Origin of the sequence: Bradyrhizobium sp. CCGB12 (genome assembly GCF_024199845.1) — a bacterium.
Lineage (GTDB): Bacteria > Pseudomonadota > Alphaproteobacteria > Rhizobiales > Xanthobacteraceae > Bradyrhizobium.
Window position 1 is genome coordinate 6,092,093 of record NZ_JANADO010000001.1, and the last position, 14,810, is coordinate 6,106,902.

Annotated in this window: 15 protein-coding genes; 7 read left to right on the forward strand and 8 right to left on the reverse strand. The window is 65.5% G+C overall.

What is annotated here, in order from left to right:
* Nucleotides 1–30: 30 nt before the first annotated feature.
* On the reverse strand, nt 31–2,382 hold the full coding sequence (locus NLM27_RS27850; RefSeq protein ID WP_254146332.1) for a TonB-dependent hemoglobin/transferrin/lactoferrin family receptor: 2,352 nt from the start codon (nt 2,380–2,382) through the stop codon (nt 31–33).
* 264 nt (nt 2,383–2,646) lie between these two features.
* On the opposite strand from NLM27_RS27850, the gene NLM27_RS27855 reads away from it, so the two are divergent.
* Genes NLM27_RS27855 through NLM27_RS27870 form a run of 4 tightly spaced genes read left to right on the forward strand, consistent with a single transcriptional unit; the run spans nt 2,647 to nt 5,713 of the window.
* A complete protein-coding gene (locus NLM27_RS27855) occupies nt 2,647–2,853 on the forward strand; it encodes a hemin uptake protein HemP (RefSeq protein ID WP_254146333.1) in 207 nt (68 codons plus the stop codon).
* 6 nt (nt 2,854–2,859) lie between these two features.
* Complete coding sequence (locus tag NLM27_RS27860) at nt 2,860–3,813, forward strand: hemin ABC transporter substrate-binding protein (RefSeq protein WP_254146334.1); 954 nt, start codon at nt 2,860–2,862, stop codon at nt 3,811–3,813.
* Nucleotides 3,810–4,907, forward strand: a complete 1,098-nt coding sequence (locus NLM27_RS27865; RefSeq protein WP_254146335.1) for an iron ABC transporter permease — start codon at nt 3,810–3,812, stop codon at nt 4,905–4,907. The genes NLM27_RS27860 and NLM27_RS27865 overlap by 4 nt, the downstream gene beginning before the upstream one ends.
* Nucleotides 4,904–5,713, forward strand: a complete 810-nt coding sequence (locus NLM27_RS27870) for a heme ABC transporter ATP-binding protein (RefSeq protein ID WP_254146336.1) — start codon at nt 4,904–4,906, stop codon at nt 5,711–5,713. The genes NLM27_RS27865 and NLM27_RS27870 overlap by 4 nt, the downstream gene beginning before the upstream one ends.
* Nucleotides 5,714–5,864: 151 nt before the next feature.
* Here the strand turns inward: NLM27_RS27870 and NLM27_RS27875 are convergent, their stop codons facing one another.
* Together NLM27_RS27875 and NLM27_RS27880 are read right to left on the reverse strand one after the other, a co-directional pair.
* The gene (locus tag NLM27_RS27875) at nt 5,865–7,541 is read right to left on the reverse strand and encodes a mucoidy inhibitor MuiA family protein (protein ID WP_254146337.1); all 1,677 of its coding nucleotides are present in this window, start codon (nt 7,539–7,541) and stop codon (nt 5,865–5,867) included.
* Between the two features lie 196 nt (nt 7,542–7,737).
* Nucleotides 7,738–8,358: a response regulator transcription factor gene (locus NLM27_RS27880; RefSeq protein ID WP_254146338.1), complete on the reverse strand. Its 621-nt coding sequence runs from the start codon at nt 8,356–8,358 to the stop codon at nt 7,738–7,740.
* A 245-nt stretch (nt 8,359–8,603) separates the two neighbouring features.
* On the opposite strand from NLM27_RS27880, the gene NLM27_RS27885 reads away from it, so the two are divergent.
* A complete protein-coding gene (locus NLM27_RS27885; protein ID WP_254146339.1) occupies nt 8,604–9,638 on the forward strand; it encodes an AraC family transcriptional regulator in 1,035 nt (344 codons plus the stop codon).
* A 3-nt stretch (nt 9,639–9,641) separates the two neighbouring features.
* On the opposite strand, the gene NLM27_RS27890 is transcribed toward NLM27_RS27885, so the two are convergent.
* The gene (locus NLM27_RS27890; protein WP_254146340.1) at nt 9,642–10,853 is read right to left on the reverse strand and encodes an NnrS family protein; all 1,212 of its coding nucleotides are present in this window, start codon (nt 10,851–10,853) and stop codon (nt 9,642–9,644) included.
* A gap of 130 nt (nt 10,854–10,983) precedes the next feature.
* On the opposite strand from NLM27_RS27890, the gene NLM27_RS27895 reads away from it, so the two are divergent.
* Nucleotides 10,984–11,694, forward strand: coding sequence for a Crp/Fnr family transcriptional regulator (locus tag NLM27_RS27895; protein ID WP_254146341.1), 711 nt, complete (start codon nt 10,984–10,986; stop codon nt 11,692–11,694).
* Between the two features lie 118 nt (nt 11,695–11,812).
* Here the strand turns inward: NLM27_RS27895 and NLM27_RS27900 are convergent, their stop codons facing one another.
* Entirely contained in the window at nt 11,813–12,010 is a 198-nt protein-coding gene (locus tag NLM27_RS27900) for a DUF1858 domain-containing protein (RefSeq protein ID WP_254146342.1), read from the reverse strand.
* 299 nt (nt 12,011–12,309) lie between these two features.
* Here NLM27_RS27900 and NLM27_RS27905 point away from each other — a divergent pair, with 299 nt between their 5' ends.
* The gene (locus NLM27_RS27905; RefSeq protein ID WP_254146343.1) at nt 12,310–12,516 is read left to right on the forward strand and encodes a hypothetical protein; all 207 of its coding nucleotides are present in this window, start codon (nt 12,310–12,312) and stop codon (nt 12,514–12,516) included.
* Nucleotides 12,517–12,673: 157 nt separating this feature from the next.
* Here NLM27_RS27905 and NLM27_RS27910 read toward each other — a convergent pair whose 3' ends face one another.
* From NLM27_RS27910 to NLM27_RS27920, 3 genes are all read right to left on the reverse strand, one after another.
* Nucleotides 12,674–13,309, reverse strand: a complete 636-nt coding sequence (locus NLM27_RS27910) for a GNAT family N-acetyltransferase (protein WP_254146344.1) — start codon at nt 13,307–13,309, stop codon at nt 12,674–12,676.
* Between the two features lie 21 nt (nt 13,310–13,330).
* Complete coding sequence (locus NLM27_RS27915; protein ID WP_254146345.1) at nt 13,331–13,981, reverse strand: 3-oxoacid CoA-transferase subunit B; 651 nt, start codon at nt 13,979–13,981, stop codon at nt 13,331–13,333.
* Nucleotides 13,982–14,049: 68 nt separating this feature from the next.
* Nucleotides 14,050–14,757, reverse strand: a complete 708-nt coding sequence (locus tag NLM27_RS27920; RefSeq protein WP_027573157.1) for a CoA transferase subunit A — start codon at nt 14,755–14,757, stop codon at nt 14,050–14,052.
* Between the last annotated feature and the right edge of the window lie 53 nt (nt 14,758–14,810).

Consider the following 14,810-nt stretch of genomic DNA (forward strand, 5'->3'; position numbering starts at 1 on the left):
GGAAATTTGTGGTGTTGCGACGCCTCCGGGCTACGCACCTCCGAAGTGGATCCTTAGGCCGGCCTTGTAGACCCTGCCGGGCCCGGGGCTCGACCACAGCACGTCGTTCTGCGACGTGCTGTCGGTCGAACTGCCGGGAATGGCGTAAGGCCGGTAGTACTGGTTCAAGAGGTTGTCGATCGAGGCCGAGAACACGATGTCCTTGGTCGCGTTGTAGGTCAGGTAGAGGTTGACCAGCTCGTACCCGGTCGCCGGCAGATAGCCGGCGGGCACGTCGTTGTTCGGACCGAACGAAGCCCATTGTGCCGACAGGATCAGGGTGCGATCGAGCAGCCGGACGCCGCCGGTCGTGACGACCTTGCGGGGGGTGATGGTCGCGAGCCCGATATTGGTGGCGGCGTTCTTACCCTGGATGTAGTGGCCGGCGACACCGACGAACCAGTTGCCGGCATCGTACATCGTCTCCGCCTCGAAGCCCTGGATGCGGGCCTGCGCGATGTTCTGGTACTGGTAGTACTGCGCGAACGAGCCAACGCCCGGGAACGTCACGAATCCGAACGGGACCAGGTCGATATAGTCGCTGACGTCGTTGCGGAACAGATTGATCTTGCCCCGGAACGAGTCGGACGCGGTAAAGATGTTGTCGTATTTCAGGTTGAAGCCGACTTCCTTGTTCTTGCCGACCTCGGGACGAAGGTTCGGGTTGGGCAGGAAGCAGAACAGGCCGACCGTGCCGTCTGGACAGGGGAAGAGAGCCGGTCCGCCACCGGTCGCGTGAGCGCCGGAGATCACGGTTTCGGTGATCGACGGAGCGCGATAGCCCTCGGCATAGCTGACATAGGGCTGGAAGCCGACGACGGGCGTGACGCCCAAGGTGATCTTGGGCGAGAAGCGATCGCCACCAGCGCTCGTCCTACCGGAGTCTAGGTCATAGCGGTCATAGCGGATCGCGCTCACCGCTTCGAACCAGGTGCTGTAATTCTGCTTCAACTGGATGAAGCCGCCCGACACGGTGCGGATGCCGCTCGGCGTGGTGATGTTTGAATTGCCGCGGCTGTCGGTCGTGATGACATCGTCCTGGAAGGCGTCGACGCCCCAGGTGAGCGCATTGCGCCAGTCGCCGACATTGAAGCGCGAAGTGTTGTTCACGTCGATGCCGTAGGTGTTGAGGACATAGCCGCGCTTGTCGCCGACACAGCCGGAGATGTTGTTGCCGAAATTGCCCGTGCCACAAAGGACCGCGCCTGCGGTCGAATTGTGATAGGTCTTGGTCTGGTCGTTGTCGACGCGATTGCCATAGACCGACATGTGCCAGTCGAACAGATTGTCGCTCGGCAGCGAATAGTTCCAGGTGATGGTGCCGGTGTAGTTCTTGGCGTCGGACGCGTAGACAGATGAGCCCTGGTAGAGCGCGCGCTGCGCCGCGGTTGCCACCGGGCCGCGATTGAACTGGCCGATATTGTACTGGTAATCCTGGAAGATGGCGCCGAACTTGACCTCGTGACCGATAGCCGGCCGCACCGTGAGCTTCATCAGCCCACTTTCCACCTGATTGCCGGTGTTGCCGATCTCGGTCCCGTTGCCGTCCTTGTAGTTGCCTTGCGTGCGGTAGACCGCGCCGCCGAAGATGTCGACGTCGGGCGTGGCACGCACACCGCCGAACACCGAGCCGAGGCCGCGGTCCTTGTTGGTGCCGTAGGAGCCGCTCATGTCGACGCCCCAGCGCTCGCCGGGGCGCAACACGTCGTTGATATCCTTGGTGCGGAACGAGACGAGACCGCCGATCGCGCCGGAGCCATAGATGTTCGCGGTGGGGCCGCGCACGACATCAATGCCGCCGATCAGTTCAGGATCGAGGAAGAACGAGCCGTTGGCGTTGTGGCCGGTGCGCTGGTAGTTCTGCCGTGCGCCGTCGACGACGACCGCAACGCGGCCGAAGTCCTGCAAGCCGCGGATGTTGATGACGGTCGCAGGATCGTCGCCGCGCTCCTGGAACGACACGCCGGGAACGGCGTAAAAGACATCCGACAGCCGGTTCGGCTGAAGCCCCTGGATCTTGTCGAGCGAAATCGAGCTGACCGGCGCCAGCGCATCGATCGCACGCTCCGGGGTTTTGGTCGCGGCGACCGTGATGGTGTCGAGCGTCTGCACGGGCGCGGCGCCGCCTACTTGCGCTTGCGCGTTCATCACCTCGGGCGCGGCCTGCTGCGCGACCAGCGGCTTGGCCGGCTTGCGCTTGGCCGGCTCCGGCCTTTCCGGAGACGCAGCTTCAGCCTGCGGCTGGGCGGTCTGCGCAAGTCCTCTCGCCGCCGTCATTGCCGCGATTGAAACCACCGACGCGCCCAAAATCAGGGCGCGCGAATACCTAGCCCCGTTAGCCATATCAGCCTCAGCCTGTACTTCACTTCAATGTTGGAGTCGTTTGGCTGGCGTGCGTTCGCAACGCGAACGACTGGCTGGCTGATTTTCGAAAGCACGCGGGCAAGTCATCCCGCTGCCATAATTGGTTACGTGGCAACTCTCTGACGGTCAATGACATCGGATTGCAGTTTATATCGATTGTAAATTGCCGCCGTTGGAATGCGCCTCGCGCCGCCTATACAAGGCAAGTCGCATCTGAAATTTCGAAGGCGCATCACAGCAACAATGTCAGCAACGTCCGGAGACAGCGGCGGCGACGCGGCGCGGCCTGCAGGAAGCCCTTCTGCAGCAACGAGGCCCCTCATCTTGCGCGGCAATCGGATCGACAGCCGCGAGCTGTTTGCGGCCGAGCGCGAGATCATCATCGCACATGGCGAGGACAGCTATCGCCTGCGCCTGACCTCGCAGAACAAGCTGATCCTGACGAAGTGAACCGCAATGACATTTTGTCGCACGCTTGCAAGTCTCCTGCTCTCCTGCACATTCGCGCTTCTGTCCGGCGCGCACGCCGCCGGTATCATCGTGCATGATGCGCGCAATCGCGACATCACTGTTGCCGACTTCGCGCGCACGGTCTCGATCGGCGGTGCCATCACCGAGATCCTCTATGCGCTCGGGCTGGAGAACCGGCTGGTCGGGGTCGATACGACGAGCCTCTATCCGGCGGCGGCGCTGCACGACAAACCCAATGTCGGTTACATGCGCCAGATTTCGGCCGAAGGCGTGCTCGGCCTCAATCCCTCGCTGATCCTGGCGATCCAGGGATCGGGCCCGCGCGAGACCATGGACATCCTGGAGACGGCGAAGGTGCCGCTGGTGCTGGTGCCCGAGACCTTTTCCGAGGACGGCCTGATCGAGAAGATCAAGCTGGTCGGCCATGCCATGGGCGTCGACGCGCGCGCCGAATGCCTGAGCGCTGCGGTCGGCGCCGATCTCGCACAGCTCCGCGCGCTGCGTGCCAAGGTGACGAAGCCGGTACGCGTGATGTTCGTGATGTCGCTCCAGAACGGACGCGCCATGGTCGCCGGCCACAAGACCGCGGCGGACGAGATCATCCAGCTCGCCGGCGCCGCCAATGCCGTCGACGATTACGACGGCTACAAGATCATCGGCGACGAGGCGATCGTGGCGGCCAAGCCCGATGTCGTGCTGTCGATCGAGCGCGGCAGGGATTCGCTCCAGGCTGATGCGGTCTACACCCATCCCGGCTTTGCGCTGACACCGGTCGCGGCCAACAAGAGTTTCATCACCATGGACGGGCTCTATCTGCTCGGGTTCGGACCGCGCACGGCGGCGGCGGCGCGCGATCTTTCGGTCAGGCTCTATCCGGCGCTGGCCGAACAGGGCGGCGCGTTCACGTCGGCCCTGTCGGCGGCGAATTGCCGGCAATGAGTGCGGCCGTCGGGACGGATGCGCAAGCCCCGCGACGACGCGCCAGCGCAGGACGACGTTCCGCCTCGTTCGCGATTCCCCTTCTGCTCGTGCTGCTGGTGCTCACCGTGATTGTCGCGCTGACGGTCGGCGCCGCCGGCATTCCCCTTTCGCGACTGCCTGCTGCGCTCGGCTTTGCCGGCAACTCGACGGCCGATGCCATGACGGCGCGCGACCAGCTCGTACTGTGGTCGATCCGCATTCCCCGGATCGCTGCGACCGCGATGGTCGGCGGCCTGCTCGCCGCAGCGGGCGCGATCATGCAAGGGCTGTTTCGCAATCCGCTCGCCGATCCCGCGCTGGTCGGTGTCTCCAGCGGCGGTGCGCTCGCCGCCGCGAGCGCGATCGTGTTCACCGATTCACGCTTCGGCGAAGCGCTGCGCTTCCTCCAGACCGAGCTGTTGCCGCTCGCGGCCTTTGCGGGCTCGCTGGCAACGACCGCGATCCTCTACGGCATCTCCAGCCGTTCGGGGCGGACCTCGATCGCGATCTTCCTGCTCGCCGGCGTCGCCATCACCGCCATCACCAATGCCGGCATCGGGCTCCTGGTGTTCATCGCCGACGACCGCCAGCTCCGCGACATCACGTTCTGGCTGCTCGGATCGATGAGCGGCACGACGTGGACCAAGGCCGCCATGCTCGTGCCGATCCTCGTCATGGGGCTCGCGGCCTGCGCCTTCATTGCGCGCGGGCTCGATCTGCTGGTGCTCGGCGAGGCCGACGCCTTTCACGGCGGGGTCGACGTCGAGCGCCTGAAGCGGATCTCGATCGTGATGGTCTCCGCCATGACCGGCGTCGCGGTATCGATCAGCGGCGTCATCGGCTTCGTCGGCATCGTCGTGCCGCATCTGCTCCGCCTCGTCATCGGACCGGCGCATCGCCTGCTGCTGCCGGCCTCGGTGCTGCTCGGTGCAATCCTGATGGTCGGAGCCGACACGCTGGCGCGCACCATCGTGGCGCCCGCGGAGATGCCGATCGGCATTTTGACCGCGGCCGTCGGCGCGCCGGTCTTCCTTGGCATCCTGCTGCGGCAGCGCGGGCTGGCTTCGCTATGAGCGCCGTGATCGAGGCGCGCGGCTTGGTCAAACGCGCCGGCCGCGCCGCCACGCTGCTCGATGGGGTCGGCCTGACGGTTGCCGCCGGCGAGATGGTCGCCATCATCGGCCCGAACGGCGCTGGCAAGTCGACGCTGCTGCGGCTGCTTTCCGGCGATCTCCGCCCGAACGAAGGCGAGGTGCGGCTGAAGCAGCGCGACATCGGCAGCTACACGCCGCACGAGCTCGCCGCGCGCCGCGCCATGCTGTCCCAGCACATCAACGTCACCTTCCCCTTCACGGTCGAGGAAATCGTGCTGATGGGCGCTGGCGATCGCAGCTTGCGCGAGGCGAGCGCGCTGGTCGATGCCGCGCTGGACGAGGTTGGCCTCACCCGTTTCAGAGACCGGCAATTGCCGACACTGTCCGGCGGCGAGCAGCAGCGCGCCCATTTCGCCCGCGTGCTGGTGCAGCTCGCCTGCGGCGAAGCCGAGCATGGTCCGGGACTTCTGCTGCTGGACGAGCCGACCTCGAGCCTCGATCTGCGCCACCAGATCGACCTCGTCGAAGCCGCCCGCCACCGCGCGGCAGGCGGCACGGCCGTGATCGCGATCCTGCACGACCTCAACCTCGCGATCCGCTTCGCCGACCGGTTGGTCGTGCTCAGCGGCGGCAGGCTCGCGGCCGACGGCCCGCGCACTGGGGTCGTGACGCGCGAGATCATCCGCGACATTTTTGAGATCGACGCCGTCGTCCATCAGGCTGACGACGGCGTGCCTTACGTACTGCCGCAATCGATGCGGGCGGCGCCGCCCGCTTCGCGATGAAGCTGCACTCCCTCGTCCCGCTTGCGGGGAGAGAGTAACTCCGCAATGGGATGCTCCCCGTAGGGAGAGAACCCTCACCCGCCGCTTCGCGCCGACCTCTCCCGCAAGCGGGAGAGGTGAAGGATCGCGGTCGGTGTCATCTCAGTGATCGCTAACCCGCCGGCACGATCACCATGCCCTTGTCCTTCGGCCAGCGGATGCGCCAGGCGAAGTTGATGTCCTTGGCCTCGCCGGGCTTGGCGTCGAACGACCATTCCAGCACGCCGCGCTTATCGCGGATGTTGCTCGCGGTGGGCGGCGTGGTCGAGGGCAGCATCTCGACCACGATGTCCTCGTTCTCGCTGACCGGCAGCTGATCCTCGATCGCGACCTTGATCGGGAAGTCGTGACCGTTGCGGATCGTCGTCTTGAACGAACGCTCGTCGGTCTTCGACGTCGTGACCAGCAAGCCCGCCGAGCCCTCGTTGCGCTTGAGTACGGCACGCTCGATCTTGATCTTGTCGTCGGCGCCGAAACCGAGCCGCACGATGTCGTCCTTCGCCGAGGCCGTGAGCTTGCCGCGGCCGACGAAGACGCCGTCGCGGTAGATCGCGACCTTGCCCGGCAGCAATGTCGTGTCGTCGGTCTGCTTGAAGCTGGCTTCGAGGAAGGCGGTCGGATCCATCACCGGCGCGGCGCGCACCGCGAGATCAGCGGGCACCGTCATCGCTGCGATGCGCAGGCTCTTGGCGCCCTCGGCCGCGCCGAGACTGACGCGGCCGGGAATCCTGAACGTGGCCTGGAAGTCGCCGATCTCGGCAACCGCCTGCTGCTCGTCGGCGCGTTCACGTGGCTCGGCCGACTCGGCCATCTTGGCCATTGCCGGCGATTGCGCCTGGCGCGTCATCGGAGCGGGCCGCGCCAGATCAGAGGCCGTGCCAAGCGCCAACGGCTTCGGGACTTGCGGATATTGCGCCACCAGCGAATGCAGCTCCGGTGCGCTGCCGCCGCGGCTGATGCGGACCGTGGAGACGCCGAGCGTCACGTTGGACCAGTCCTCGCCGGTCGACTGCGTGATCTCCGCGCGGCGGACCAGCTCGAGCTGCGGCTTGCGGTCCTTGGCGCCGGTATCGAGGCGGGCGTCATAGAGCGGCAGCCAGCGCGCATTGCGCACATTATAAGTCACCCGCAACGTCGCCTTGGTCGCGGCCGGCGCGGCAACGTCCATGCGGACCTCGAGCTTGCTCGGTGGCTTGGCCTTGCGCTCGGCTTCGAGCTGGACGATCTGACGATCGATCTCGCGCAACTTGCGCGTGGCGTCGCGGATGGCGGTATCGGCGCTCGCAATTTCCTCGCCGACCGCGGCAAAGGCCGTACGCCATTCGGCGATCGGCCGCGCTTCGCCCTTCTCGCCGATGCCCACGGGGGAGGCTTCCGCAAAGTGCTCCGCGAACTTGCGGCGCGCATTGGCCGAGTCGATCGCGCCTTGCAGGTCGGCGCGCTGGTCGTTCAGCGCCTCGATGCGCTTTTCCAGCTCGGGCAGATTGACCGGCGCCGCGCGCGGCGGTCGCGCATCGATCGTGCCGATGGTAAGTTTTGCGCCGCCTTCACCCTCGACCCGGATGGAGGACGTATCGAGGGCAAGCGGAAAGTCCTTGGCGACCAGCGTCGAGTCCCCGGACGGCAGATCGACGGCGATGATGCGGGTGATGGTGGCGCCGTCGGGATAGACGGTAACGGTATCGATGGCCGACGTCGCGTCCACATCGGCGGCCCATGACGGCGTTGCCGTCGCCATGGCGACCAGAACCAGACTCGTCGTTGCCAGATATCTTGCGGTGATGCGCATAAATCCCTCCTGCCGGTATCGCCGCGCCGCCAGCCGGACGCGCGCGATCAAATGCCTCGCCATCGTGATGAGACGCGGCAGGGAAGGAACTGGTTCGATTGGGGTTTCCGTGGGGCGCGGCCGCGGCGGCACGGTGGCCGCGGAACGCATCCTGCCTGGCGGCGCAGACTTGCAGGTCGAGCCTCGGACTTGAGGCTCAGGCTTGCGTGGGCGAGCCCTGACCGAAGATGCGGCGGAGCAGGTCGGTCACGTTGCGGGCGCCGGCCTTCCTCAAAACGCTGGCGCGATAGCCCTCGATCGTCCGGGCGCTGAGCTGCATGCGGCGGGCGATCTCCTTGTTGGTGAGACCGGCGGCAAGGTGCTCGAGCACGTCGCCTTCGCGCCCCGTCAACGGTTCACACCCGGGCAGCCAGCGCTGCCGGTTCGAACCGGGCTGCGCGAACTCGTCGATCGCAGCATCGATCCGATTGACGATGTCGCGGGTGCGGAACGGCTTTTCGATGAAGTCGGCCGCGCCGCTCTTGATGGCGTCGACCGCCATGGAAATGCTGCCGTTCGCCGAGGTCACCAGGACCGGCGCCATGCAGTTTTCCTCGCGCAGCCGCTTGAGCACATCGAGGCCGGAGCGATCCGGCGGCATCTCCAGCAGCACGCAGGCCGGCATCCGCGCCCTCGCCTCCGACAGCAGCGAGGCGCCATCGGCGAAGCAAATGACGTCATAGGCGCTCTGTTGGAGCGCAGTCGAGAGTTGTTCGCGGGAGGCCGCGTCAGTCTCAATGACGAACACCTCACCCTTGGAAAACATGTTCCCCGGCATCATCCCGATCCAGCAATGTCTTGGTCAAATGGTCCGAGACGGCAGCGGGCCCCGTCGCCTCGCCCGCCGTCGTCTCCGAGACGGCAGCGGGCCCCGTCGCCTCGCCCGCCGTCGTGAGCACGGCATTCACGCCCGTGCTTCGGTTTCCCTTATGTATGTTCCAGCCAGTTCCCGGATTTGACGGATCGGGACAGAAACTTTACATTTCGGGACATCTGCGGGAATGGCTGGCAGGAACAGGTCGCATGACCGACCTCATTCGCAGCGCAGGCTTGAGCTATTATCCGGAGGTGGCCCGGTCGGTCGGGCTCGACCCGCGCCAGATGATGCGCAAGGTCCGGCTGCCGCTGGCCTGCCTCGACAAGCCCGACACCCCCATCGCCGTCGCCGGCCTGCGCCGCCTGCTCGAATTGTCGGCCGAGGTATCCGGCGCCGAAGATTTCGGCTTGCGCCTTGCCGAACGGGGCGGCCTGACCAATTTTGGCGCGGTCGGCTTGATCGTGCGCGAACAGGCGACCGTCGGCGAGGCCATCGAAGCATTCTCGCGCTTCATTCATGTCCATCACGACGGCATGCGGCTCGACGTCATCAGTGACAAGCACGCGGTGACACTCGCGCTGCATCTGCGCGGCCGGCCGAGCGCGCCGCGCCAGTCGATCGACATGGCGCTCGGCAGCGTCCACCGCATCATCCAGTCCCTGTTCAGCAGCGATTGGCGGCCGCTGGAGGTGCATCTGCATTATCCGCCACCGCATGACCGCAAGCGCTATCGCGAATTCTTCGGCTGCCGCGTCACCTTCAATGCGGACGACGATGCAATCCTGCTGTCGATGCACGATATGGAGCGCCGCATCCCGAGCGCGCATCCGTTGATCGCGAGCTATCTGCGCAAGCGGATCGAGGCGATCGAGACCCGGCCGGCAAGCTGGGAGGAGAAGGTGGACGAGGTCGTGCGGACTCTTCTCGCTAGTGGCGACTGCACCGTCGAGCACGTGGCCGAGCATCTTGCCTGTACCCGCCGCACCATCCACCGCCGCCTTGCCGCATCGGGCACGAGCTTCTCGGCCATCCTCGATGCGCAACGCGCCGATCTGGTCACTCAGTTGGTCGCCGATCCCGACCGGCCGCTGGCCGACATTGCCGCGCAGCTCGGTTTCTCGGCCCAGAGTGCCATGGCCCGCTGGTTCCGCGGCCGCTTTGGCTGCACCATCACCGCATGGCGCAGAGGCGTACGGCCGCTGGCGAAGCCGGACAGCGTGCCGTCGGCGTCAGCCGCTTAAGCCTCAGCGCGCCGGAGCCGGCACGCCCATGATGGCGAGTGCGCGCATGCGGGCGCCGGCGAGCAGCGGGCCGAACGCAACCGCAAAGCCGAGGAACGCGACGATCCAGCCGCAGGCGGCGATGTGCAGCAGCGCATCACCATACGCAGGCAACACCGCCGCGGCGACCCGCGCCAGCGCGGCGACGATGATCGCGACGTAGATTCCCTGGGTCGCGGGCGACGCCGTCAGCGCCTGACCGGTATGGCCGAGGCTCGCACGCGTCATCACCGCGAGCGTCATCGTTCCGGCCGCGCCCGTCATCCAAGCATGAATGCCCGCACTCGGCGGCAGCGCGCCGAAGACAGCCGCGGCATGCAGCAGGAAGCCGAGCGGCACGAAGACGTAACCGACGTGGAGAATCAGAAGCAGGCGCTCGCGCGAAGTGCGGTCCCCGGCCCAGCGCACAAGCCGGACCAGATGCAGCCCGCCGACGAGCGCCATCGCGACGCCGGTGACGGCATTCAACGGCGCCACGATCCACGCGATGAGCGCGAGCGCGCTACATCCGATCACCACGCCGTCGAAGCGTCCGAACGGCACCGGCAGGCGGCCGGGGTTGAACTTGACCAGCCAGTTGCGGGTGAAGCTCGGGATGATGCGGCCGCCGATCAGCGCGATCAGCAGCACGACCGCGCCGATGCCGACGCGGATGCTGACATCTGCCGCGCCTTCGACATGCGCTTCGAGATGGAAGGCGACGTTGCCGGCGAGCAGCACCAGCACGAGCACCACCACGGGCAGGTTGCGCCAGTTGCCGCCTGCGATGATCTCACGCGCCGCGGCGGCGACGACCAGCGCCAGGAAGGCGGCATCGACGAGAAGCGCGAACATCCAACCGATATCGGCAGACAGCGTCACCGCAACACGCCCGGCGAACCAAACCACCAGCAGCGCGCCCAGCGCGGTGCCCTGGATCGGCAGCCGCCCGGTCCAGTTCGGGATCGCCGTGAACAGAAATCCGGTGATCACCGCGGGCAAGAAGCCGTAGAGCATCTCGTGGACATGCCAGTCGCGGGGGGCGAAGGCTGAGGTCACCGACAGCTCGCCATAGAACATCGGCAGCCAGGCCAGGATCGACAGGGCGGCCTGGATCGCGGCGAACAGGAAAAAGGGCCGAAAGCTGTTCGCAAACAGCGGCCAGCCCTCAAAGTTGCGGGATCGGGCACCAGCCATGGGGTCAACTCCTGGAAATTCAAACCGATGCCTGGAAAAATACTGCCGCCCCAGCCGGCCCGTTTTGCGCTATCGCAAACTGCTCGACGATTGCAGGTGCCATCACACTCTCCAGCGCAAAGGAGACGGAATGGCCAAGGTCGACGCATCGCTGGTTGCGCGTTTGCCGCTGTTTGAGGGCGTCAAGCCTGATGATCTCGAGGAAATCCTGCGCGAAGCCCGCTCGGCGCGCTACCCCAAGAACAGCGCCATCTTCGAGCAGGGAGCGGACGCGCAGTCTTTCTTCCTGCTGCTGCACGGCCACGTCCGCGCCGCCAAGACCACGCCGACCGGCGAGCAGATCGTGGTGCGCTATGTCGCGCCCGGCGAGACGTTCGGCCTCGCAATGGCGATTGGAGCCGCGCGCTATCCGGCAACGGCGATGGCGGTCGACGACAGCGTGGTGTTGATCTGGCCGAACTCGGCCTGGCCGCGGCTGATCGAGCAGTTTCCCGCGATTGCCGCCAACACCCTCCGGACCGTCGGCGCGCGCCTCCAGGAGAGCCACACCCGCATCCTGGAAATGTCGACCCAGCAGGTCGAGCAGCGCGTCGCGCATGTGCTGCTGCGCCTCGCCAAGCAGTCCGGCAAGAAGCTCGACCACGGCATCGAGATCGACTTCCCGATCAGCCGCCAGGACATCGCGCAGATGACCGGCACCACGCTGCATACCGTCAGCCGCATCCTGAGTGGCTGGGAACAGCAGGGCCTCGTCGAGAGCGGCCGTCAGCGCATCATCCTGCGCGATCCGCATGGGATCGTCGTGCTGGCGGAAAGGAACCCAGACAGCGGCGCGGCGTAAGAGCTGCGCCAGGACATTTCCCCTGCTCCTGAAGATGGGGCGAGGGGACGCTTCCGATTACGGCGAAAGCTCGCCCTCACCCGGGAATTCGCGCGACCCGCACGAACTCCAACCCGCCTCACGCCGGCACGCAGTCACACAGCGCGGCGAGGAATTTCTCGCGGTCGATGCCGTGCTCGCGGCAGGCGTCCTCCACGGTGTGGAAGGTCGCGATCGGACAGCCGACACAGGCCATCCTGAAGGCGAGAAACACGCGGATCGTGTGCGGTGCCGCGCGCATGATGTCATCGACCAGATCGTCGGATCGGAAAGACATGGACAACTCCGTTCCGAAACGACGATAGCGGAGCAGGCCGAAGTCTCTTTGTTGAAGCGCAAGCTGGGCTGTCATTCCCGGGCGTGCGAGAAATGAGGTGCGGTCGGATAGCTCGTGTGGCGCGACAATCTCTCTTCGCCGTAGCCCGCCGCGAGATCGAATCTCATATCTTTCCGGCATGGCGCGCCGGATGGCATTGGATTAGCCGCTTCCGGACAAGCGACTTGCGCTCGCTCAAAGTCTGAGCGCCGGATTCGGCCGATGATGACGTTCAATCATTGCTATCCTGGAGATAGGCCATGGCGTCGTTCGCGCTCGATCTCGTTCTCTGGCTCGCCGGCATTCGCGGCCACATCCCGCGCTTCGACGATTTTCGTCCTGTGCCCGCGGCGCCCGCGACCGGCACCGGCCATCTCATGCGCATCCTCGCCATCATGGCGATTGTCCTTACCGCGCTGTCGCTCGCGGTCTGGGGAACGGTCTGGATGGCGATACGCTTGCTCTGATCGAGCGCATGTTCTCACGACCGAATGCGAGCGAAGCGAAGCAATCCAGAGTCTTTCCGCCCTAGGCGGTCTGGATTGCTTCGTCGCAAGAGCTCCTCGCAATGACGCGATTGAGGCGCGCACCCGGCTCTCAACCGACACCGCCTGCGCAGCGCGATCAAATCGTCCGTGCAAACATGCGAAAGCCCGGCGCGCCGATGATCGCCTCGAACGCAGGATCCCGCTTCTCCTCCGCAAAGACGAAACCGGCCTTGCTGTAGCTTCGCCCGGCGGCCTCGTTGCCGATCAGGAACGAAATGGTCGCCCGGGCAAAACCGGCCGTCCGCCCCTTGTCCAGCGCATGGGCGATCAACGCCTGTACCAAACCGCGACCGCGATGAGTCGGATCGGTCGCAACATGCTCGATCATCCAATCACCCTCGCCGCCCTGCACCCAACAGGCGCGCGTATAGGCGCCGCGTCGACGGATGACTTCCAGCTCTGGCGCGGCGAGCCCGATCGCGGCTGCGACTTCCTCGATCGCGCGCCAGGCCGCAGGTCCCGTGCCGGCCGCCGGCAGCGCACACAACGCGGCAGCAGGCTTGCCATCGATCTCGGCGATCAGGAATTGTGAGACGTGCCACATCGACGCCGTGTCTGCGACGGCGACGCGTGCAATGAAATCGAGACATTGCGCTTCGGGCCAGCCGAGCGCGACATCGAACCAGCCGCGCGCGCGGTAGCCGCGCTGCGATGACAGGATGGTCTTGGCGATGAAATCGGCGTCGTCGGGACGCGCAGACCGTATCGTCATGCGTGCCCCATTGCGAAGACCTCAGGTATTCTTCAACGCGACGCGGAATTCGGCTTCGGTCTTGGCCTTGACCTCGTCGAGCGTGACGCCGTCGGCAAGCTCGATCAAGGCCATGCCGCCGTCGCCGTGCTTATCGATGGAGAAAACGGCAAGATCAGTGACGACCATGTCGACCACGCGCTCGCCGGTGAGCGGCAGATTGCACTGCTTCAGGAGCTTCGGACCGTCCTTGGCGGAATGCTCCATCACCACGACGACGCGCTTGACGCCGGCGACGAGGTCCATCGCGCCGCCCATGCCCTTGACCATCTTGCCGGGGATCATCCAGTTGGCGAGATCGCCGTTCTGGGCCACCTGCATCGCGCCGAGGATCGACAGATCCATGTGGCCGCCGCGGATCATGCCGAAGGAATCGGCGCTCGAGAAATAGGACGTCGAGGGCAGCTCGCTCACGGTCTGCTTGCCGGCGTTGATCAAGTCCGCGTCCACCTCGTCTTCATAGGGGAACGGGCCCATGCCGAGCATGCCGTTCTCGCTCTGAAGGCTGACGTCGATGCCGTGGGGGATGTAGTTCGAGACCAGCGTCGGGATGCCGATGCCGAGATTGACGTAGTAGCCGTCGCGCAATTCCTTCGCGGCGCGCGCGGCCATCTGTTCACGGGTCCAGGCCATCATTGTGCTCCTGTCGATTCTTTAGTGGCGCATGATCTGATCGGAAAACCGGCTTCCACTTTTCCGGATCATGCGCTCGTGCGCGGGCGGGTGTTGCGGAATTCGATGCGCTTCTTGGCCGTGCCGACCTCGACGATGCGCTTCACGAAGATGCCGGGCGTGTGGATGTGGTCGGGGTTGAGTTCGCCGGCCGGAACCAGATGCTCGACCTCGGCCACCGTGATCTTGGCGGCGGTCGCCATCATCGGGTTAAAGTTGCGCGCGGTCTTGCGGTAGATGAGGTTGCCGGCGGTGTCGCCCTTCCAGGCATGCACGATGGCGAGGTCGGCGAACAGGCCGCGCTCCATCAGATATTTCTCGCCGTCGAATTCCTTCACTTCCTTGCCTTCGGCGATCAGCGTGCCGACGCCGGTCTTGGTGTAGAAGGCCGGGATGCCTGCGCCGCCGGCGCGGATGCGCTCGGCCAGCGTGCCCTGCGGATTGAATTCGAGTTCCAGCTCGCCGGCGAGGAATTGCTGGGCGAACAGCTTGTTCTCGCCGACATAGGACGAGATCATCTTCTTGATCTGCCGGGTTTCCAAGAGGCGGCTGAGCCCGATACCGTCGACGCCGGCATTGTTGGAGACCACCGTCAGCCCCTTGACGCCGGACTCGCGGATCGCATCCGACAGCTCCTCGGCGATGCCGCAGAGGCCGAAGCCGCCCGACATGATCATCATGTTGTCTTTCAGAATGCCGTCGAGAGCCGACTTGGCGTCGGGATAGACCTTGTTCATGCAAATGACCTTCGACTGGACCTTCGGCTTGCGGGCGTCGCGCCTTATTGGCG